The sequence below is a fragment of the Arthrobacter pityocampae genome (assembly GCF_002927275.1).
Taxonomy (GTDB): Bacteria; Actinomycetota; Actinomycetes; order Actinomycetales; family Micrococcaceae; genus Arthrobacter_D; species Arthrobacter_D pityocampae.
Genome location: NZ_PRKW01000007.1, coordinates 213122 through 232143, shown reverse-complemented (window position 1 = coordinate 232143; position 19022 = coordinate 213122). Strand labels below are relative to the sequence as shown.

18 protein-coding genes are annotated in these 19022 nt (G+C 62.8%); 9 read left to right on the top strand and 9 right to left on the bottom strand.

The genetic code is table 11. The features are described from left to right. Positions 1 to 24 precede the first annotated feature (24 nt). The 5 genes from C4K88_RS16465 (at position 25) to C4K88_RS16455 (ending at position 3647) form a co-directional block, all read left to right on the top strand. Entirely contained in the window at positions 25 to 510 is a 486-nt protein-coding gene (locus C4K88_RS16465; RefSeq protein WP_104122739.1) for a TIR domain-containing protein, read from the top strand. Continuing rightward, positions 507 to 947, top strand: coding sequence for an HIT family protein (locus C4K88_RS17910; RefSeq protein ID WP_206604384.1), 441 nt, complete (start codon positions 507 to 509; stop codon positions 945 to 947). Before C4K88_RS16465 ends, C4K88_RS17910 begins: the two co-directional genes overlap by 4 nt. Next, a complete protein-coding gene (locus C4K88_RS17225; protein WP_146065727.1) occupies positions 944 to 1453 on the top strand; it encodes a hypothetical protein in 510 nt (169 codons plus the stop codon). Before C4K88_RS17910 ends, C4K88_RS17225 begins: the two co-directional genes overlap by 4 nt. Positions 1454 to 1568: 115 nt before the next feature. Then, entirely contained in the window at positions 1569 to 2057 is a 489-nt protein-coding gene (locus tag C4K88_RS17220) for a hypothetical protein (RefSeq protein ID WP_146065726.1), read from the top strand. An 864-nt stretch (positions 2058 to 2921) separates the two neighbouring features. Further along, on the top strand, positions 2922 to 3647 hold the full coding sequence (locus C4K88_RS16455) for a hemerythrin domain-containing protein (protein WP_104122737.1): 726 nt from the start codon (positions 2922 to 2924) through the stop codon (positions 3645 to 3647). A gap of 9 nt (positions 3648 to 3656) precedes the next feature. On the opposite strand, the gene C4K88_RS16450 is transcribed toward C4K88_RS16455, so the two are convergent. Beyond that, a complete protein-coding gene (locus C4K88_RS16450) occupies positions 3657 to 4232 on the bottom strand; it encodes a hypothetical protein (RefSeq protein ID WP_241522025.1) in 576 nt (191 codons plus the stop codon). Between the two features lie 378 nt (positions 4233 to 4610). Here C4K88_RS16450 and C4K88_RS16445 point away from each other — a divergent pair, with 378 nt between their 5' ends. After that, positions 4611 to 6812: an Rv1352/Rv1906c domain-containing protein gene (locus tag C4K88_RS16445; protein WP_241522024.1), complete on the top strand. Its 2202-nt coding sequence runs from the start codon at positions 4611 to 4613 to the stop codon at positions 6810 to 6812. 116 nt (positions 6813 to 6928) lie between these two features. Here C4K88_RS16445 and dhaK read toward each other — a convergent pair whose 3' ends face one another. Genes dhaK through C4K88_RS16425 form a run of 4 tightly spaced genes read right to left on the bottom strand, consistent with a single transcriptional unit; the run spans position 6929 to position 10270 of the window. After that, positions 6929 to 7924 (bottom strand): dihydroxyacetone kinase subunit DhaK, encoded by a 996-nt coding sequence (gene dhaK / locus C4K88_RS16440; protein WP_104122736.1) that lies wholly within the window; start codon positions 7922 to 7924, stop codon positions 6929 to 6931. A gap of 44 nt (positions 7925 to 7968) precedes the next feature. Beyond that, positions 7969 to 8601, bottom strand: a complete 633-nt coding sequence (dhaL, locus tag C4K88_RS16435; protein WP_104122735.1) for a dihydroxyacetone kinase subunit DhaL — start codon at positions 8599 to 8601, stop codon at positions 7969 to 7971. Further along, positions 8598 to 9404 (bottom strand): HAD-IA family hydrolase, encoded by an 807-nt coding sequence (locus C4K88_RS16430; protein WP_104122734.1) that lies wholly within the window; start codon positions 9402 to 9404, stop codon positions 8598 to 8600. The genes dhaL and C4K88_RS16430 overlap by 4 nt, the downstream gene beginning before the upstream one ends. Before the next feature lie 2 nt (positions 9405 to 9406). Further along, a complete protein-coding gene (locus C4K88_RS16425; RefSeq protein ID WP_104122733.1) occupies positions 9407 to 10270 on the bottom strand; it encodes a class II fructose-bisphosphate aldolase in 864 nt (287 codons plus the stop codon). A gap of 172 nt (positions 10271 to 10442) precedes the next feature. Here C4K88_RS16425 and C4K88_RS16420 point away from each other — a divergent pair, with 172 nt between their 5' ends. Next, complete coding sequence (locus tag C4K88_RS16420; protein ID WP_104122732.1) at positions 10443 to 10880, top strand: GlcG/HbpS family heme-binding protein; 438 nt, start codon at positions 10443 to 10445, stop codon at positions 10878 to 10880. 15 nt (positions 10881 to 10895) lie between these two features. On the opposite strand, the gene C4K88_RS16415 is transcribed toward C4K88_RS16420, so the two are convergent. Further along, positions 10896 to 11390, bottom strand: coding sequence for an SRPBCC family protein (locus tag C4K88_RS16415; protein WP_104122731.1), 495 nt, complete (start codon positions 11388 to 11390; stop codon positions 10896 to 10898). 109 nt (positions 11391 to 11499) lie between these two features. Here C4K88_RS16415 and C4K88_RS16410 point away from each other — a divergent pair, with 109 nt between their 5' ends. Beyond that, on the top strand, positions 11500 to 12291 hold the full coding sequence (locus C4K88_RS16410) for an alpha/beta fold hydrolase (RefSeq protein WP_104122730.1): 792 nt from the start codon (positions 11500 to 11502) through the stop codon (positions 12289 to 12291). A gap of 48 nt (positions 12292 to 12339) precedes the next feature. On the opposite strand, the gene C4K88_RS16405 is transcribed toward C4K88_RS16410, so the two are convergent. Continuing rightward, entirely contained in the window at positions 12340 to 14172 is a 1833-nt protein-coding gene (locus C4K88_RS16405; protein WP_146065725.1) for a hybrid sensor histidine kinase/response regulator transcription factor, read from the bottom strand. Between the two features lie 369 nt (positions 14173 to 14541). Then, complete coding sequence (locus C4K88_RS17215) at positions 14542 to 15264, bottom strand: hypothetical protein (protein WP_193900730.1); 723 nt, start codon at positions 15262 to 15264, stop codon at positions 14542 to 14544. Positions 15265 to 15401: 137 nt separating this feature from the next. Here C4K88_RS17215 and C4K88_RS17210 point away from each other — a divergent pair, with 137 nt between their 5' ends. Further along, on the top strand, positions 15402 to 15737 hold the full coding sequence (locus tag C4K88_RS17210) for a hypothetical protein (protein ID WP_146065723.1): 336 nt from the start codon (positions 15402 to 15404) through the stop codon (positions 15735 to 15737). Positions 15738 to 15825: 88 nt separating this feature from the next. Here C4K88_RS17210 and C4K88_RS16400 read toward each other — a convergent pair whose 3' ends face one another. Beyond that, the gene (locus tag C4K88_RS16400) at positions 15826 to 18939 is read right to left on the bottom strand and encodes a DEAD/DEAH box helicase (protein WP_277621655.1); all 3114 of its coding nucleotides are present in this window, start codon (positions 18937 to 18939) and stop codon (positions 15826 to 15828) included. Positions 18940 to 19022 lie beyond the last annotated feature (83 nt).

Sequence of the window (19022 nt, the reverse complement as noted above, 5' to 3'; positions counted from 1 at the left end):
CTATTTACAAAAGGTGGTAGAACTTTGGCACGAACAGTTTTCTACAGCTTCCACTATGAACGCGACGTGCATCGAGTCCAGCTCGTACGCAATGTAAATGCTCTCGAAGGCCAGCCGCTGTTGAACTCTCAACACTGGGAGGAAGTGCGCCGGCAAGGCCAGAAATCCATTGAGAGTTGGATCGACAAAGAGATGGCATACAAGAGGGCCGTGATTGTACTCATCGGTTCGCAGACAGCGACTCGCGATTGGGTGCTGTATGAAATTGAACGGGCTTGGGCACTAAAGAAGCCGTTGCTTGGCGTGCGGATTCATGGACTGTCCTCAATGGGCGCGGTGGACGCCCCAGGCGCGAACCCTTTCCAAGCTGTAAGTGGAATTTCGGGGGTCCCGATCTTCGATCCCACGGAAACTGGATGGAATGGAAGAATTGATTCTAAGGCAACGTTCAACAAAATGTCTCGCAACCTCGAAAGCTGGTCAAGCCAAGGGAAGGTACGACTTTGGTGAATAATGCGCCCTGCCCCTTTTGCTCGATTGTTAATCAAACAGACTCAGCCGTTCGCGAGGTATACCGAAATGACCACGTAATTGCCTTCTTTCCACTGAATCCAGCGACCCTAGGACACACGTTGGTAATCCCACGACAACACGTCCCGCACATCTGGGAGTTGTCCGAAGACTCTGCGGGCCACCTAGCCATATCAATCATTCGCCTTTCTAAAGCGGTTAAAAACGCCATCCACCCGGACGGCTTGAATATCATACAATCGAACGGCGAAGCTGCGACACAATCGGTGCCGCACATCCACGTTCACCTTGTCCCTCGCTGGGAATCTGACGCGATAGGCCGAATTTGGCCCCCAAAAACAAGTTATTCTGAGGCGGCGAAGGATGATGTCTGGGAAAAGCTCCTCGGAGAATGCTCAAGGATTGAAAAGACATGACCGAGCAACCGTCAACTGACGAAGACCGAAGAAAACACTTGGATTTCATTCAAGCGGTTGTCACGCGAATGTCCACGGCGTCCTCTAACTCAAAATCTTGGGCATTGCCGATAGTTACAGCAACTTACGGATATGCCCTAACTCAAAAGTCAGGCTCGATTGCGCTTTTGGGGATTACTTCCGTCCTACTGTTCGCTTTCTTGGACGCTAACTACTTGAGCCAAGAGAGGAAGTACCGAAAGCTATATGACGCTGTTGCCGGACTGGGCACTTATAGTTCAGGAGCGAGGAGAATTGGGATGTTCTCCATGAATACTTCCGAAGCTGAAGAAACGGAAGATTCTCAACAGCGTGGGCTGAGAAGGCTGCTTGCCATTGCAGAACGGTGGTTCCCCAGCCACACGGTGTGGTCCTCGTGGTCCATCGCACCCTTCTACGGAGTTCTCGGCGTTGTAGGCTTAGCTATCGCCTTTTATGCTGTTATTCCACCGATACTTTGCCCCTAATTCCGATGTAGCTGGGCATGACCAGCCCTATGGCAGGCGTACAATGTTCGTCATACCGTTCCATCCGACTATCTTGCAGCGCAGTCGGTCCACTAAAAGGGGTTGACACAATCCAATGGCACAAGGTGAGCCCTCATCTCAAGAAGCAGCCTACGGTAAAAGCGTCAGTGACCTTCGTCGTCTTCTGGCTAATCTTGATCCGCCGTTGTCGCCCCGTACTGTTTCGGGCATCGCAGATACCGATTACCTGATGCGCTCCATAAGGAAAGAGTTTGGTCTGCTCTCTCAGGATGAAGCACTGGAAATTCTGAGCATTGCGCAAGCAGAGCATATATTCGAGCGGCTAGATGATCGTGTCATTCGGTTCAATTACGGCAGTGCTGAGGTTTACCCTGGATTTCAATTTGATCGAAGTACTCGAACAGTTTTTAGGGTGATTACTCAGCTACTTTATTTGCGACAGGGGAACTTCACCAGTCTTGGTCTTGCGTGTTGGCTCTGCTCGCCGAGCGGCTACTTTGATGGCGCCCGACCAGTCGATTTCCTTGATCAAGAATCAAGAGTCTTGGGAGCAGCTCGTTCGCACTATCAAGCCCGCTGGTAGGTAAGTTCAGACACGGCTGGTGAATCGGTCGACACAAGACCAACAGTGCGGAGGGTAGACGGTGTGGAAGAGAGTGAGAAGAAATAGGTTCGCAGAACTTGTCGGACCTTTTTATACCTCAAGCAGTGTTGCTACCTGGGTTGGGGTACGGGAGCTTGACGTTTTGGAGATGGTTTTCGATCGCCAGTTTTTAGGTTGCATCACCACCGACCAGCAAGTCGTCCTGCCAGTCTCGCAGTTCAGGCTGGACGGTACGGCTCACATCGGTTTACCAAAGGTTCTCGACATTCTTGCTTCAGGTACAACGGACGCTTGGACTTGGGCAGCTTGGTTACATAGTCGGGTGCCAGGTCAGCTAGAAGGAGTGAGTGGGATGCAATGGCTGGCAGCTCAACGTGACCTGGATACTTTGCTCCGTCTTGCCCAAATGGACGCCGCTAGTTGGGCGACCTAGATCGAAGTCTTCGCTCCCTTCCTACCGGCTTTGTCATTGTCGCACCAAACAACCAGAGTTTTGTTGGAGAGACGGACGAAGGTTCTCTGTGCTTGGTCGATGCAGGAGTCGTAGCTCTCGTCCCTCATGTGCCTCTGTCTTTCTAAGGGCAGGTGCGGACCTAGACTGCAATCATTTCGGGGGTTATCGTGGAGTAAGCATCTAGATAATCAGCGGGTCTCCCTAGTATTCGCTCCCGGACACCATCACGGCGTCAAGATAGGTCTCTCTGCCCCTCGGCTCAAGACCGCCATCCCGATAAGGCATCGCCGGGCATTGCGTGATGGCCATTGTGTCCACCTAAGCCCGTGCCTACACTTCCAGTGCCGGGGACAGAATTGGTCTCGCCCGGTTCCACGAGAGGCGCTCCCATGACCGACTTCTTCACTATGAAGGCTGGCGAAACCGCACCGCCGGTACCCGCCGGGCCCATCCTCTGCACCGGGACGGCGGCCATGCGGCGGATCCACCGCTTCTTCCTGTGGGCCTACGACGAGGCTCCCGGCTTGGTGCGGTCCGTCGGACCGGGTGACACCTCCCGTGCCGCATACGTGGGCGAAGTGCTGGGCAACTTCGATAACGTGCTCCACGTCCATCACGAGGGCGAGGATCTCCTCATGTACCCGAAACTGACAGAGAGAGCGCCTGCCTGCGCCCTGCACGTGGAGCAGATGCTTGCCCAACACCGGCAGGTTACGGAGCGGCTCAACAACATCGCGCCGTTTCGCCTGCGCTGGATGGAGACGGCGGACCCGCACATGGGACGGGAACTTGCTGACCGGTATGCAGATCTCTCAGGAGTGCTGCAGGTGCACCTGCGACGAGAGGTCACGGAGATGATGCCCGTCGTCGATAAGGTGCTGACGGAGAAGGAAGGCAACGAGGTGGGGCAGCACGGGATCGAGACGTTCGACAAGAAGTTCATGATCGGCTATCTCGGGATGGTGCTCGCCACGAATCCGCCCGCCGACAGGGAAGAGCTCTTCAAGGAGATCCCCCTGCCGGTCCGCCTCGCCTACCGACTCGTGGGCCGCAGGCTGTACCGGAAGCAGTACGCGACCCTCTTCCCGGGACGCCCCATTCCGGAAACCCTCTGAGGGAACGAACTAGCCACGGCCCGGCTGTCGGGGTCCCACATCGACGACATGGGACCCCGCGGGCGGCGTGGGATACCCGGCCGCCAGCTGCCGCTTGATCTGATCGAGCTCGTCCTTGAGTGAGTCGACGGTTGCGCGATACTTCCGGAACTCCGCCTTCCGACGCTGGGCCGCAGCAAAGCTGACGACGGCGGCGACGACGACCAGCGGGAACGCGACCAGCAGCGCCCAACCGGACGCCGCAAGGAAATTCAGCGCTACGGGGAGTGCCTCCTGGAAAGCCCGGAAGTCGTTCACTCCTCCCACGACGCCTTCCAGCGCGGAGTCGAGGGGTTCCAGGAAATCCCCCACCATGGGCGTCTCTGAGAGCGAGGGAGCGCTCAGCGTCTCCTGCCCTTCCGGAGACCACCGCGCATCGCTGAAGTGGTTCAGAACATAGATTGCAGCACCCGCATTGAGGGCCGCGAAAAGGAGCACGGCGCCCAGCGCGATCCAGTGGAAGCTGCGCCGGAGCAGGAACCCGGCAACCACCACGACGACGACGGGGACAACCCAGGTGAGGATGCGCAGCAGGTCGAGGCTCACGCCACTCAGTAGATCCAAGGAATGCCCCTCATGAAGATGAAAGCGATGCAGGCCTGCCCCGCCGGGTTCAATACGTCGCCGTAAGGCTATCGCCCCTGAGTGGCCGCTGTTGTCGACGACGCCCGGGCCGGGCGGTGCGGGCAGACACTCACCATCAAGGCGGAGTAATCACTCGTACTCCCCTGCCCCACAACAATCAGGGCGAGGAACGTTTTCCCGCATGCAGCAGAATCAAATGCAGGATTTTGAACCTAAGCTACGCATGCTGATCAATTAGAGCAGGGCACACCATTTGCGCGGTGGGCCTTCTTTCCCTTTGGACCCCATACACTTATCTGCGGCCGGATGTGCCGGCCGTCTTCTGGGGAAGGCAATCACTTGTCTCATGATTTTGATTTCTCGGGGCAGTCGCGGGACCGATCCCGTGGCTTGCGCTCGATTACTGTTTTATCCGGCATCACCGCCCTACTGGCAGGCCTCCTTTCCGGCCCATCGGCAATGGCCGTCGAGACCGATCCATCGACTCCGACGGCGGGACCGACGGCGACGCTCCAGCCGGAACCGGGCGACCTGACGACGCCGTCATCGCCTCCGGCCGAACCGGACGCGACACCGACGCCGGAAACGTCCAGCGCCCCTGAACCGACTATTGCACCCGTGCCGGAAACCGCTGCCCCTACAGAGCCGACGTCGGCACCAGAGGAACCCGCTGCTGCCGTCCCGGAATCGGTAAATACTGGTCGCCCGACTATCGATCTGTATTCTGGCGCACGAGTTCAAGCCGGCGCGACGATGGTCTCCGACGGAGGACAATGGCTGAACGCCGACAAACTGGAATTTGCATGGTCGGGCACCGCCGGCCTTCCGCTCAAGACCGAAATCCTGACGGCCGGAAGCAGATCGACCCTCATCATTCCTGCTTCACTGCGCGGGAGCGCGCTCATTCTCACCGTCCGCGGCATCAATGCCGACGGCATAGCGAGCGCCACGGTCAGCACCTCGGTCGCTGTTGATAAGGGCGACTTCACCGCAACCTGGAACGGAGTCGTCTCAGGGAAGCCCGCCGTGGGGCAGAAACTCTCCGTTGCTGCCCCTGCTGTAAACCCGGCCGGCCAGGTGACCTACAAGTGGTACCGAGGAGGCTCCGAGATTCGAGGAGCCGTTGCCAGTAGCTACACCGTCACACCCGCCGACGCTACGCAGAAGCTTTCCGTCAGGCTCACGGTCACAGGTGAAGGAATGAATCCGCTGACCCTGACCTCGAAGACCGTCACCGTTGCCAGCGGCGTTTTCTCCTCATCGCCCGCACCCGCCATCACAGGTTCTGCAACCGTCGGGGCCAAGCTGACCGCCGCTCCCGGCACGTGGTCGCCCTCCGACGCCGCACTCGGGTACCAGTGGTACCGCGGCAGCAGTGCGATCTCCGGCGCTACCGGTCGTACCTACACTGCGACGGCTGCCGATCTGGGTAAGGATCTGAAGGTGCGGGTCCGCGCCTCCAGGGCCGGTTACACCACCCTCGACCGCTGGTCATCGCCCCGCAGGATTGCAGCAGGGACAATTACCGCAATTCGGTGGCCCGCCGTCTCGGGCACAGCCCGTTTCGGCCAAACGCTGAAGGTGTCACAGGAGTGGACAAGCGGTTCCGCGGTCGCCTACCAGTGGTACAGCAACGGCAAGCCCATCAGCGGCGGCACCAAGAGCTCCCTCTACTTGACTACCTCGTACGTGGGCGCGAAGGTCTCGGTCCGCGTCACGGTCAGCAAGCCCGGCTACACCACCCGCCAAGTCACTACCCAGGCGGTCACTGTCGGCAAAGCCTCCATGGTGATCAAGGTCAACCCGAAGATCAGCGGCACCACCAAGGCGGGGAACAAGCTGACCGCCGCCAGCTGGTCCTTCTCCCCCACTCCCTCCGCCTACACCTACCAGTGGTTCCGGAACGGAGGTGCAATCCCAGGAGCGAATCGCAACAGCTATTTGCTGGCGGCGGCCGACGGCGGCACGAAGATCACGGTCAGGGTCACCGCCGTCAAGGCCGGATACCACAACCTCACGGCAACCAGCGGAGCAGTGTCCATCTATCTGCCACCACGCACTGTCATCAGCAGGGACGGCACGTTCCGCGTGGGGTCCGAGATCAAACCGGGGCTGTACAGGGCCACGGGCACGGGCAACTCCTGCTACTGGGAGACCACGAGCGGATTCTCCGGCAGCTTCGACGAGCTGAACAGCAACTACTTCGGTTCGGCCAGGACCTATGTCCAGATCCTTCCGAGCGACCGAGGATTCAAGACCAGTGGGTGTGGCACCTGGACCACGGTTCCAACAACAGGAGCAAACGCCTCCAAGATCACTACTGATGGAACGTTCCGGGTGGGCATCGACATCCGACCCGGTCTGTATCAAATCTCCGGCACCGGCACCTCCTGCTACTGGGAGACAACCAGCGGATTCAGCGGCGGGTTCGACGAGCTCATCGACAATTACTTCGGCTCGGCACGAAGCTACGTCGAGATTCCGTCGTCCGCGAGGGGGTTCACCGTGAGCAAGTGCGGGACCTTGACCCGCATCTCCTAGCTCACCTCAAGCAGGGCTCCGGGCCTTTCCTGGGGCTTCGAGCGCATTTCGCGGGCAACAGGTAGCGGCGGGCCGCCCACCGGAAGGTGGGCGGCCCGCCGTCGAACGCGGCGACCCTAAAACACGCGGATAGGGATCTCCGCCGGGTCCATGAGTAGCCCCTCGATCTCGTCGTCGAGCTTCACCAGCGTGATGGAGGCACCAGCCATATCCAGGGACGTGCAGTACTCCCCCACATAGCTCCGGCCCACGCTGATGCCCTGCTCCGCGAGGCGCTTGTGCGCCTGCCCGTACAGCAGGTACAGCTCGCTGATCGGCGTGCCACCCAGGCCGTTGACCATGAGCGCCACGCGATCGCCGTCCTTGAACGGCAGATCCTTCACGATCGGGCCGAGCATCTCCTCGACGATCTCGTTGGCCGGCATCATCTTCGCCCGACGGCGGCCCGGCTCACCGTGGATGCCGACGCCCATCTCGATCTCGTCGTCGCCGAGCTCGAACAGGGGGCTGCCCTTGGCCGGCGGCGTGCACGCGGTGAGCGCAACGCCCATGGTGCGGGTCACCGAGTTCACCTTCTCGCCGATCCGGATCACCTCGCCCAGGTCCGCGCCGCGCTCGGCTGCGGCGGCCACGGCCTTGATGACGAAGAAGTTGCCCGCCACCCCGCGGCGCCCGATCGTGTAGGTGGAGTCCTCCACGGAGACGTCGTCGTTGATGAAGAGCGTCTTCACCTCGATGCCGTCCGCCGAGGACATCTCCTGCGCCATCTCGAAGACCATCTTGTCGCCCGTGTAGTTGTTCACCAGCAGCAGCACGCCCTTGGGCGACGCCATGAGCTTTGTGGTTTCGTACACGTAGTCGAACGGCGGGGCCGCGAACACGTCGCCCGGGCACGCGGCGTCGAGCATGCCCTTGCCCACGATCATCACGTGCGCGGGCTCGTGCCCGGAGCCGGAGCCCTGCACGATCGACACCTTGCTCTCGTCCGGGCCGTCGGCGCGCATGATCAGGTTGTACTCCGGCACGTACTTCAGGGTGTCCGGGTTCGCGAGCGCCAGGCCCTCGAGCATCTCCGGGACGAACTGCTGCGGATCATTGACGAACTTCTTCATGGGGGCTCCACATCGTTGTGAGTTGGGACGGGTAGAAGGAAGAGTCAGGGCCAGTCGGCCACGATCCGCTCGACGATGACGGCCACGGCCACGGCACCGGCGTCGGGCGAGCCGATGCTGCGCTCCCCGCTGTAGCTGGCGCGGCCACGCTTGGCCTGCATGGTCGACGTCGCGTCCGCGCACTCGCGGACCTTCGCGGCGAACGCCGCCCGGCACTCCTCCGGCGAGGCGCCGGCGGCCAGCTGCCGTTCGAGTTCGTCGGTGCCGGGGATGAGGGCGTCGAGCAGGGTCTTGTCGCCGAGGTCCGAGTTGCCGCGCGCCTTGATGCCGTCGGTGGCACCGCGGAGCATGGCGACGACGGCGGCCCCGTCGATCGTGTCGGCGCCCTTCGCGGCGGCGGACGCCCGGAGGAAGGCCGTCCCCCACAGCGGCCCGGAGGTCCCGCCGATCCGGCTTGAGATGGCGAGGGCGATCTGCTGCAGGAACGTGGCGGCGTCGTCACGCTTGAGCGAGTCCCAGTCGGCGAGGACCTTCTCGAAGCCGCGGGCCAGGGAGTAGCCGAGGTCGCCGTCGCCCACCACGGCGTCGAGGTCGCCGAATTCCTTCTCCTTCTCGACGGCGGTCTGCGCCAGGGAGTGGACGACGTACTCGACGTCGGCGAGGGTGGTGGTGCTCATGGGATCTCCGTTCCGGTGGACGGTGTATGGGAAGCAGGGGTGGCAAGCAGCGCCTGCAGGGTGGCGAGGTCGACGACGCCGCGGACGCCGGCACCGTGCGGGTCGGCGAGGACCTCCACCGGGTCGCCGTCGGGGTCCCCCAGGGAGCCGACGACGAGCGCGGCGCCCGAGAAGTCCTCCTCGCGGGTGAAGCCGCTGACGGTCACCACGGTCCGGAGTCCGGCGGCGACGGCGGCGCGGAGCCCGTTGCCGCTGTCCTCGACGACGATCGCGTCATCGGCCTGCACCCCCAACTCGCGCAGCGCCAGGAGGTAGATGTCCGGGGCGGGCTTCTTGGCGGGGACGACGTCGCCGGCGAACACGGCGAAGTGCGCGGCGAGGTCCTCCCCGACGGCGTGCGTCAGGACGGCGCGGACGGCGGGTTCCGCGGAGGTGGAGGCGACGGCGAGCGTCCACCCGGCGTCGTGCGCTTCCCGCACGATGCGGGCGATGCCCGGCCGGGCGGGCATGACGCCGCTCTCGACGAGCCCCTTGTAGATGGCGGTCTTCCGTTTGTGCCAGGCGAGGATCGCGGCGTCGGTGGCGGCGTCGTCGTGCAGGCCGAGTTCGGCGGCCAGCGCCGGGGTCAGGATGCTGCGCATGCGCTCCTTGCCGCCGCCGATCTTCACCTTCTCGGCGTACTCGTCGACACTCCACTGCACGGGCACGCCGAACTCGGTGAACGTCTGGTTGAACGCCGGCAGGTGGCCGTACTGTTCGGTGTCGGCGAGGACGCCGTCGCAGTCGAAGATGAGGGCGGGCATGCTCAGCGGCCGCCCTTGCCGGCGCTGCCGAACTGCGTGCAGAAATTCGTGGTGAGGGCGACGACGTCGGCCCGCGTGTGCTTGAACAGCGACGGCGGATCCCACTTGTTGTTCTGCTCGGCCTGCTTGAGGAACGCCAGGCTGGACTGCATGTACGTCTCCTTGAGCGCCGTGGAGATGTTGACCTTCGCGCAGCCGCGGGCGATGAGGTCGGCGAACTGCTCGGCGCTCAGGCCGCTGCCGCCGTGCAGGGCGATGGGGACGCTGCGCGCCTCGACGAGCTGGGTGACGCGTTCGACGTCGAGCACCGGGGCGGCCTTGTAGCTGCCGTGCGCGTTGCCGATGGAGGGGGCGAAGACGTCGATCCCGGTAGCGTCGATGAAGGCGAGCGCCACCTCGAGGCTCTGCTGCCGGGAGACGTCGTCGGACCCGTGGTCGTCCTCGACGCCGGTGATGGCCTCGATCTCGCCCTCCACCTGGGCGCCGTAGCTGCGGGCCTCCTTGACCACCTCGATGGTCTGGCGCTGGTTCTCCTCGACGGGCAGGTTGGAGGCGTCGAAGAGCACGGAGTTCCAGCCGGCCTTGAGGCATTCGGTGACGACGTTGCGGTCCGGGCAGTGGTCCAGGTGCAGGGTGACGGGCACCTCGATGCCGCGCGTCATGGACTGCCACATGTCGAAGAGCACGCGGGAGCCGATGCTGCGCACGGTCTTGACCGAGGTCTGCAGGATCACCGGGGAGTTGGCCTCCACCGCGCCGGCGAGCACGCCCTCCATGGTGAGGTCGTTGAAGATGTTGATGGCAGGCACGCCATAGCGCGCCGTGAATGCCGGGTCGACGATGTCCTTCAGGGGTACAACGGCCACAGTGATTCCTCCTGGTCAGGCTGTCGCCCACGCTAGGTGGGTGTTCGCGCGTTTGGTATGGGGGTTCTCCCGCCCCTGCCCTGGGGGTAATCACCACCTCGCCAGCAGCGGGCCCGGGTGGTTGAGTGGGCCGCGGCCGCCCGGCCACCCACTTCGACGACGAAGGACACCTATGACACCCGGATCAGTACTTGAGACCATCACGTCCGCGGAAGCGCGGATCGTCATCGACGCCGCAGCGGCGAAGGCCACGGAGATCGGTCAGCCCATGGACATCGCCGTGGTGGACGCCGGCGGGAACCTGAAGGCGCACATGCGCATGGACGGCGCGAACATCGGCAGCATCAGCATCGCGACCAACAAGGCGTACACGGCCATCGCGTTCCAGTGCGAGACCGGCGACCTGCAGGAAGTCACCCGGCCGCACGGCCCCATCCACGGGCTGAGCGATGCCCACGGTGGACGCCTCGTGGTGTTTCCCGGCGGTATCCCGCTGGTGCGCGACGGGAACATCATGGGCGCCATCGGCGTCTCCACGGGCACTATCGAGGAGGACCAGGAGGTCGCCTCCGCCGGCGCCGCAGCCTACCTGGAGTTCGCGATCGCCTGACCGCGGTGCTGTGCCTTAAGGCCGGTCGTCCTCGCGGCTGGACTCGGCGATGCGCTTGATGGCGGCGAGCGTCTGCGGGATGCCGTCCAGCGCCTGCCGGGTCCGGTCGATGATCTGCGCGGGCGCGTCATCCCCGAACTTCTCCTCGAACATGGCGATGCCGCCCGGCAGGAAATCCCACGATTCGCTCAGGGTGGTCCCAGTGCCGGCCGGGGTCAGCGTGTAGCCCCAGCGCACCCTGTCGCCGCCGACCACCCAGGCGAACTCACGGCCGCGCTCTGCCGCCACGACCTGCGACCGGGTCTCCCAGGTGCGGTTCGGAAGCTCGTTGCGCCCTGTGAACCAGGCGCCGACCTGGCCTGCAGCGGCGTCGTCGTCCCACCAGCACCGCGTGCAGACCGGGCTCCACTCGCCGGTCCGGGTGATGTCGGAGACGAGGTCATAGACGGTCTCGGCCGACGCCTGGATGGTGACGGACTCCTGGTGGTGGCGGATCTCTGTCTGGGTCATGGGCCCATTCTCACAGAGCGGTTGTCCTGAGCGGTCTTCGCCACTGCGGGGACCGGCAGCAGCGCTCTGCATAGACTGGGCTCTCGCGCCGGCTACGAAAGGTCTCCACATGTTGAACACCGAACGAACCGGCACCGGAAAGCCACTCGTCCTCGTCCACGGACTCGGCTCGAGCATCCGCACCTGGGACCCCATCCTCCCCCTGCTGCGGGAACACCGCGAGGTGATCGCCATCGACCTCCCCGGGTTCGGCAAGAGCGAGCCGCTCGCGGGCGAAGTGACCATCGCGACCCTCACGGACGCCGTCGAGCAGTTCCTCGAGCAGGAGAACCTGCGCGGCGCGGATATCGTCGGAAGCTCGATGGGTGCGCGAATCGTGGTCGAGCTGGCGCGGCGGGGTCATGCCGGCAAAGTTGTCGCTCTCGATCCCGGAGGATTCTGGAACGACACGCAGGTGCGCATCTTCAACGGCAGCATCACCGCGTCAATCGGTCTGGTACGGCGCATCCAAGGCGTCCTGCCATCGCTCGTCCAGCAGGCTGCGGGCCGGACGGCGCTGCTCGCCCAGTTCTCCGCGGCTCCCTGGAAGCTCGACCCGGACCTCGTCCTGACGGAACTCCGCGGATTCGCTACCTCGCCCAGTCTCGACGAAGCGCGTAAGTCGCTCGCGCACGGGCCGCGCCAGGCAGGCGCGCCTCAGGGGTCGATCAAGGGCACGCTGGCGTTCGGCTGGGGCCGGTCGGACAGGGTCACCCCGCTCAGTGAGGCCGCCGTCGCCATGTCCCTCTATCCGGACGCCACACTGCACGTCTTCGAGGACTGCGGGCACTTCCCGCATTGGGACCAGCCGCAGGAGACAGCCCGGTTCATCCTCGATGCCACCGCCGCTGGGTCCTCGTAACTGTCCTCTGAGCCGCACGCCTGGCAAGCGTGCTGGCGGCACTGCTTCCTACCTGGAGTTCGCGATTGCTTTACCCTGGTGCTGCAGGCCCACCAGCATGGTGCGGTTACGTGCCCCGGTCTTCCGCAGCATCGCACTCACGTGCTTCTCGACGGTCTTGACCGAGATGGCGAGCCGCGTGGCGATCTGCTTGTCCGCCAGGCCCTCGGCGAGCAGGTCACGCACCTCGAGTTCGCGGGCGGTCAGCTGGATCGCCTCGCCTGCGTCCGACGCACGGGTCTCCGTGAGTCGAGTGAACATCGCGCCGTCCAGCAGGGCGTCGCCGCGGGCTGCGGCGACCACGACGCGCGCCACCTCCGTCGGCGTGGAGGAGATAGAGAGGAACCCCCGCACGCCCGATAACGCCGCAGCCGCCAGCTGCTCGTCGGTGGGGCGGTCGACGACGGCGACCACCGGGCGCTCGACGGTGTAAATCTCCTGCGTCCGAGCGTGGGCGTACTCGGCGAGCAGGTGCTGGTCGAGTACGAGCATGTCCGGCTGCAGGAGGGACACCGATTCTGTGAGGTCCTCCAGGGTTCCCACCTCACCCAGCACCTGCACCGATGGCTCCGAGGTTTCGAGCAGCCTGACAAGCCCGGCCCGCAGCAGGGGCTGGGCACAGGCCACGAGGACCTTCCACCGCTCTCGCGAGGCGTCCCCGCTCGAGGAGTAGGGCACCTCGGCGCGGACGCTCGTACCCCAGCCCGGCGTGGAGTCCACGTGGAGCTCGCCGCGCAGGAAGTGGGCGCGGGCGGCCATGCCGTGCAGCCCGACCCGGCTGCCCGTCAGGCTCATCGTCTCCTGGTCCTCGAACCCGCGGCCGTTGTCCTCGATGACGGCCGCGATCCCGGTGGCGTCGTAGAAGATGCCTACCCGGCACGTCCTCGCGTCTGCATGCACCACCACGTTGGCGATCGCCTCCTGGACGATCATGAAGAGCTGGTGAGCCACCGCCGGCGCCAAGTCGTGGGGGTCGCCGGTGACGAGCAACGTCACGTCGATCGGGTAGCTCGCGTTGATCCGGTCGACTTCCTGGCGGAGCGCTTCCTCGAGCGTGCGGCCGGCCAGGCTGGAGGGACCGAAGCCCCGTACGGTGCGGCGCGTTTCGAAGAGCGTCTCATGGGCGAGCACGCGGGCGGCGTCGATGTGCTGGATGGAGGGCGAGCCGCCGGGGGTCGCTTTGTCCGCGCGATCGAGGTGGAGCAAAAGCGAGCCGAGGGACCGGCCGATGGTCTCGTGGACCTCCTGCACGGCGCGTTCGCGTTCACCGGCGACGGCGGCCTCGCGTTCCTTCGCGGCGGCGGACTGGTGAAGTCGGGAGTTCATGATGGCGATGGCGGCATGGTTGGCGAACAGTTCAACGAGAGACGCATCGGACGGGCTGAAGACGCGGCCGGGGCCGTCACTGAAGATGGCGAACGTGCCGATGATGGTGCCGGCCCAGTTGATGGGGACGCCGATCACGGCGCTCGCCCACCGCGGATCCACCGGGTCAATGTGGCCCACCTTTACTGACGCATAGCGGTCGAGGACCACAGTGCCACGTGTTTTGACGATCTGTCCGGTGAGGCCTTCGGTCAGCGGGAAGGTCTGGCCCTCCCGGCAGCCGACGCCCTGGTCCACTTCCTTGCGGTAGTAGCCCTCGGCTTCGTGGACAATCGAGATGGAGCCGCTCTCACACCCAAGCAGGGCGGCGGCGTGCCCGAGGACGCGTTCGAGGAGAGGCACCAGCTCGAACTGGCCGGCGAGGTCGCCGGCCAGGTCGGTGATGCGGTCAAGCTGTGACGGCGGGGTGTGGCTGTGCTGGTTCTGGGTGTTGCTGGGCGTGGGAAGCTGCGGCATGTACGGCACCTGTCTCCTGCAACCGGGCGCGACGCTGCGCACGGGCCTTCAGGATAGCGGGCCGCTGTCTTCGTGGCTTTACACCCTGAAATCAGCACGAATAAACACGAGAAGTGGCTGGTGATGGAGGAGCCGTTGGCAGCCTCGACCTAAGCACACATCACGGTGAGAACCAGGGCTGGTCATTTCCACCGCGGTATCGGCGCGGAAGTCGAACGGAATCAAAACAGTCCCGCGGAAACGGTAACGGAGGTTCACGAAGCCAGCCGGCTGAGAATCGACCGTTTCAACCCCCTGCGTCCCTTCGCGGCGATCGCCGCGCCGTCTCTCAGATCCTGACTGCTGAGCGTACGAATGGACCTTGCGCTACTAGATGTCGAGGTCGAAGGCACGTTGCTTGTGGTGCCCAAAGCGCTCTCTCAGAAAGTTACCGGTGCTGGTTAACTCCGCTGAGGTACGGCTATGGCGACTTGAGTGCAGCGTGTCGGCTTGTTTGGAGAGGAGCTGAAGTTGTTCAATCAGCTCCTGGTCCGCAGTTCTTCCGTCCGATTGCGGACTACTTACCATGTTCGGCGGGATAGCCAAATAGCCTTGAAGAACGGTTGGCAGAAACTCACGCACTATTGCTGCAAGCTCGTATTCGAACTGGGCGTCCGTCGTGGGGTGCTGTGTCTCCGCGTCTATGACCGCATCCAGCGTCTGGCATGTTTCAAGGATGGTGACATATGCGCCGGCTGGAAGTCGATGCTTGTTTTGCTTGGCGTGCGAAGCCACCCATGTCAGGGCCGGCGACAGATCAGCTGCTGATGAGGCAGTCTGCGCTACGGAGGGGGCTGACTGGTATGCGCGCTGCGTCGGCGCTTGCTGCGGAACCACGGATGTGGGCAGCTGTCCACGAATCTTTCGATGTAGCCACAGGTCGCGCAGCATGTAGGACCGTATGGCTGATACGCCGAAGACGCCAAAACCTACAAATGCCGCCAGGGAAAAGAGCGTGCTGTCGGACGGGACTGAGACCGCACCAAGGAAGAGGGCGAGATATATTGCACCCTCAACGATGATCTTCTTGTTCTTCCTGCGCACCCCGATCATGAGCACCAGGAGAGCAATAAAAGGGAAAAATAGGACGACGATCGTAACCTTAACAACGTTTCCTACAGTAAGCCGTGACATTGCTACCCTCTCGGGAGGTCAGTGATGGAGGCGGAAGAGGAGTGATCGCGCCCTAGTTGAAGACGGGCCCGGCCGATTTGCCCGTCAAAGACCTGCGCGGTCTGCATCATTGCCTGAGCCGCTTCGGCTTTGTACCGGTCATCCTCGTCTATTGCTGGGAACACAGTATCAAAAGCTCGTCCGGGTGCGGCGGGATCAACAATGCTCTGAACAACATCACCCTGGCCAGCCCCGCCGGAGAGCCAAGGAAGACCGAGTCCGAGACAGCTAGTGGGTTGTCTGCAAATGACTATTGGGCACTATCGCGGTTGAGGGGATTCGACATGTTTGCTCCTCAGGTCACAGGACTGGCCGCAGTCTGGCTGCGGTGCTTCCAAAGGCTGATCGACTGAAAACCCAGGCGGTGACGCGCATTCGAAGATGGGCTCCGGGTGTCGACGACAGGATCGCTCCACCCAATACGACGATGGTCTCGCTTGCTTACTGCGCCACCGCGGCTGCCTCTGCGAAGACGTCCGCCGGCATAGGCCGGTGTAGCTTCCAGGTGATGGCAATGGGCTTCTCCCCCGAGTGTTGCACGTAGTCCACCGTACCGAGGCACGTGTACGGCACCGCAAGTCCTGTCTCATCCTCAGCAACTGGCCGGGTGAAGATCAGGACGTGCGAGCCATGTCCCTTGTGGTCGAGATATCGCCGTCCTACCGGGCTCGAGGTCGACGTCGCGTTTTGTGATTCCCAGTGGAACAGCTCCGGACTGATTGCGTAGTCCTTGTACATCGTCGATGCTGAGTGATTCTTGTCGTCCTTGTTGAGCGTGACAAAGAACGCGTCGGTCGAGGTTTCTGCACACCAGGCGACACCCTCACGGTGCTGCACGCTCTTCCCTGATTCGAGCGAGCCGTAGCCTAGGGCAGCAAGAATCTCCTCTCGACGGTAGGTCGCGTGGGATAGAAGAGGAACGTGCTGCAACCCCAACCCGAGACTCTTGCCCGCGTGACGTGAACTGGCAACCCCCAGGGACACCAGTTGCTGGATCTCACTGCAGACAAATGGGAAGCACCGCAGATGCTGCAACCCCGCGTCGTACGTTGCGAACCCACCGCCGTCGTTCCACAACGTGAAGAACAGCATTCGCGCGAAAGTCTGGTCCCGCGCGCCAAGCTGGACGTACGAAGGACATGACGGGTCAACGAGTCGCGCATACGCTTCTCCACGTTCAGGGTCATCAACGTGCAGGAAGCGCACCATACGGCCGAGAAGCTTCTGCTCATCGGGGACGGCCAAGTCCAGAATCTGTTCGCTCGTCCCAACCTCCGCCGGGGATCCGATCAGTCCTGCTAGGCGAAGGTAGCCCGTCCAAGAGTCCTTCGTGCTTCGGTAGAGCTGCTTGAGGTCGCTCCCGGATTTCTGCAGGTAGGTACTCAACCCGGTCTCACCATAGGACGCGATGTCGCGCACGAGCTGTGCTCGATTGAAGCGCAGCTGGGACTTGATGTTGTCGAGTACGACCTTTTGGGCGACGCGGTCGAGGATGATCTGAGAACCCGACGGAAGATACGGAAACTCGTCCTCAACCGCTTTCTCCAGCTGCTTGCGCCCGTAGCCCGTCAGCGCCCAGTATCGGAGGTCGAAGCGGAACTCACGTCGTTGCTGGCCTATGAAGTCCAGCACCGTCAGCACAGACTTCCCCTCGGCTCGCCTGAGTCCGCGACCAAGTTGCTGCAAGAAGACTGTCGAGCTCTGAGTGGGACGGAGCAGAAGAACGGTGTCCACCTGCGGTAGGTCGAGGCCTTCGTTGAAGAGGTCGACCGTGAAGAGGCAGTTGATCGTCGCGTCCCGAAGCTGGGCCAGGGCGAGCGCGCGCTCGGCGTCGTTCGTTCCACCATCGATGGCAAGCGAAGGGATGCCAGCGCGATTGAATACCTCGGCCATGTAGTGCGCGTGCTGAACTGAGACGCAGAAGCCGAGCGCCCGCATGTCGTCGGTATTGGTGACTTTGTCCCGTATCTCTCGAATTACCTTCGCTGCACGCGCATCGTTTCCGGTGTAGAGACGGTCGAGCTGGGCAAGGTCATAATTCCCGCGTTTCCACTCCAGCCGGCTAAGGTCGACGTCGTCCGAAACGCCGAAGTAGTGGAACGGCACGAGCAGGTCTGCGTCCAAAGCGTCCCAGAGTCGTAGCTCGCTCGCGGTGCGTCCGTCGAAGAACTGTTGCGCTACGTTTACTCCGTCCCCACGTTCGGGAGTGGCCGTCAGCCCAAGCAACTGCTGGGGACGCAGGTGGTCGATGAGCCGTTGATAGCTTGGCGCCATGGCATGGTGAAACTCGTCAATGACGACGACGTCGAAGGCACCCGGCTGCAACGTCTCCACCTTAGACGAGGCCAACGACTGCACGGACGCAAAGACGTGGTTCCAGCGCGTTGGTTTGTTGTCTCCTACACAGAGCTCTCCGAACGCGCCGTCTTGTAGAACGGTTCGATAGGTACTGAGCGCTTGCTTCAAAATCTCCTGGCGGTGAGCGACGAAGAGCAACTTGAGTTGCCGTCCTGCCGCAGCACAGAGCCGCTGATAGTCGAGCGCTGCGATGACGGTCTTCCCCGTGCCGGTAGCGGCGACCATCAGATTCTGTGTGTGGCCCTTGAGGCGTTCTGACTCGAGGTCTTCGAGCATCTCGACTTGGTGTAGGTAGGGCTCGACTTCAAGTCCAGTTGTCGGTGCTGGCGTTCCTGTTCGTCGTCCGCCGTTACGTTCAAGGGCCGCGTCGAGTTTGTCGCCATCCCGTTGTGGGTCGTAAGACTGGAAGGCGCGTTGCGCCCAGTAGCTGTCGAAGGTGACTTCGAACTTCTTGAGGAGCTCCGGCGTAGCGACGGAGCTGAGCCGCACGTTCCATTCCAGCCCATCGACCAAGGCTGCTTGACTAAGGTTGGAGCTGCCCACATAGGCCGTGTCGAATCCGGTGTTGCGGCGAAAGAGCCATGCCTTCGCATGCAGTCGCGTCGCCTGGGACTCGTAGCTGATCTTCACTTCGGCGCCGTAGCGCTTGACCAGTTCGTCGATAGCACGACGCTCAGTCGCGCCCATATAAGTAGTCGTGATGACCCGCAGCCTCACGCCCCGTTCCGCCAGCCTCTCGAGGGAGGGGTGGAGAAGCCTCAGCCCAGTCCAGCGAACGAAAGCGCAAAGAAGGTCGACGGTGTTCGCTGATTCCATCTCCGCGCGCAACTCTGCGGCCAGGTTAGGTTCGTCTCGGCCGTTTGTTAGAAGCGCCGAATCTGACAAGGCTGTCGAGGGGCGGCGCAGGTCGCGCCCCGTAACCGACTCGGGTCGGTGTACGGAAAGGAGCTGCAGAAGACCTTCATCGATCGCGTCATCAGTTGGAAGCTCTGCAAGCAGCTTATTTGCGAGCTCGAGCCGGCGCTCGGGCGGCGCTTTGAGCAGAGCATCACCGATTGCGGCGGTAAGGTGCCTCGAAACGGCAGCAAGCGCCTCGATCTCTCCAAGAGGTTCGACCTTAGCGTCCAGTTCAACTGCAGTGGTCAACTGCTCCGAAAGCAAACGGGTGACAAGCGACTCGTAAAGACCTTCGGGCAGTACATCCCGCACCAGACCCCCGTTGTTTTCACGCACTGCTTTAGAGTACGTCCACGAGTGTGCAAAGTTGGGCATTGCGGTGG

Bases quoted from the DNA above. Each gene is read 5' to 3' on its own strand.
- C4K88_RS17225 (WP_146065727.1), top strand. From the start codon at position 944: ATGACCGAGCAACCGTCAACTGACGAAGACCGAAGAAAACACTTGGAT.
- C4K88_RS17220 (WP_146065726.1), top strand. From the start codon at position 1,569: ATGGCACAAGGTGAGCCCTCATCTCAAGAAGCAGCCTACGGTAAAAGC.
- C4K88_RS16455 (WP_104122737.1), top strand. From the start codon at position 2,922: ATGACCGACTTCTTCACTATGAAGGCTGGCGAAACCGCACCGCCGGTA.
- dhaK (WP_104122736.1), bottom strand. From the start codon at position 7,924: ATGAAGAAGTTCGTCAATGATCCGCAGCAGTTCGTCCCGGAGATGCTC.
- dhaL (WP_104122735.1), bottom strand. From the start codon at position 8,601: ATGAGCACCACCACCCTCGCCGACGTCGAGTACGTCGTCCACTCCCTG.
- C4K88_RS16430 (WP_104122734.1), bottom strand. From the start codon at position 9,404: ATGCCCGCCCTCATCTTCGACTGCGACGGCGTCCTCGCCGACACCGAA.
- C4K88_RS16420 (WP_104122732.1), top strand. From the start codon at position 10,443: ATGACACCCGGATCAGTACTTGAGACCATCACGTCCGCGGAAGCGCGG.
- C4K88_RS16415 (WP_104122731.1), bottom strand. From the start codon at position 11,390: ATGACCCAGACAGAGATCCGCCACCACCAGGAGTCCGTCACCATCCAG.
- C4K88_RS16410 (WP_104122730.1), top strand. From the start codon at position 11,500: ATGTTGAACACCGAACGAACCGGCACCGGAAAGCCACTCGTCCTCGTC.
- C4K88_RS16405 (WP_146065725.1), bottom strand. From the start codon at position 14,172: ATGCCGCAGCTTCCCACGCCCAGCAACACCCAGAACCAGCACAGCCAC.
- C4K88_RS17215 (WP_193900730.1), bottom strand. From the start codon at position 15,264: ATGATCGGGGTGCGCAGGAAGAACAAGAAGATCATCGTTGAGGGTGCA.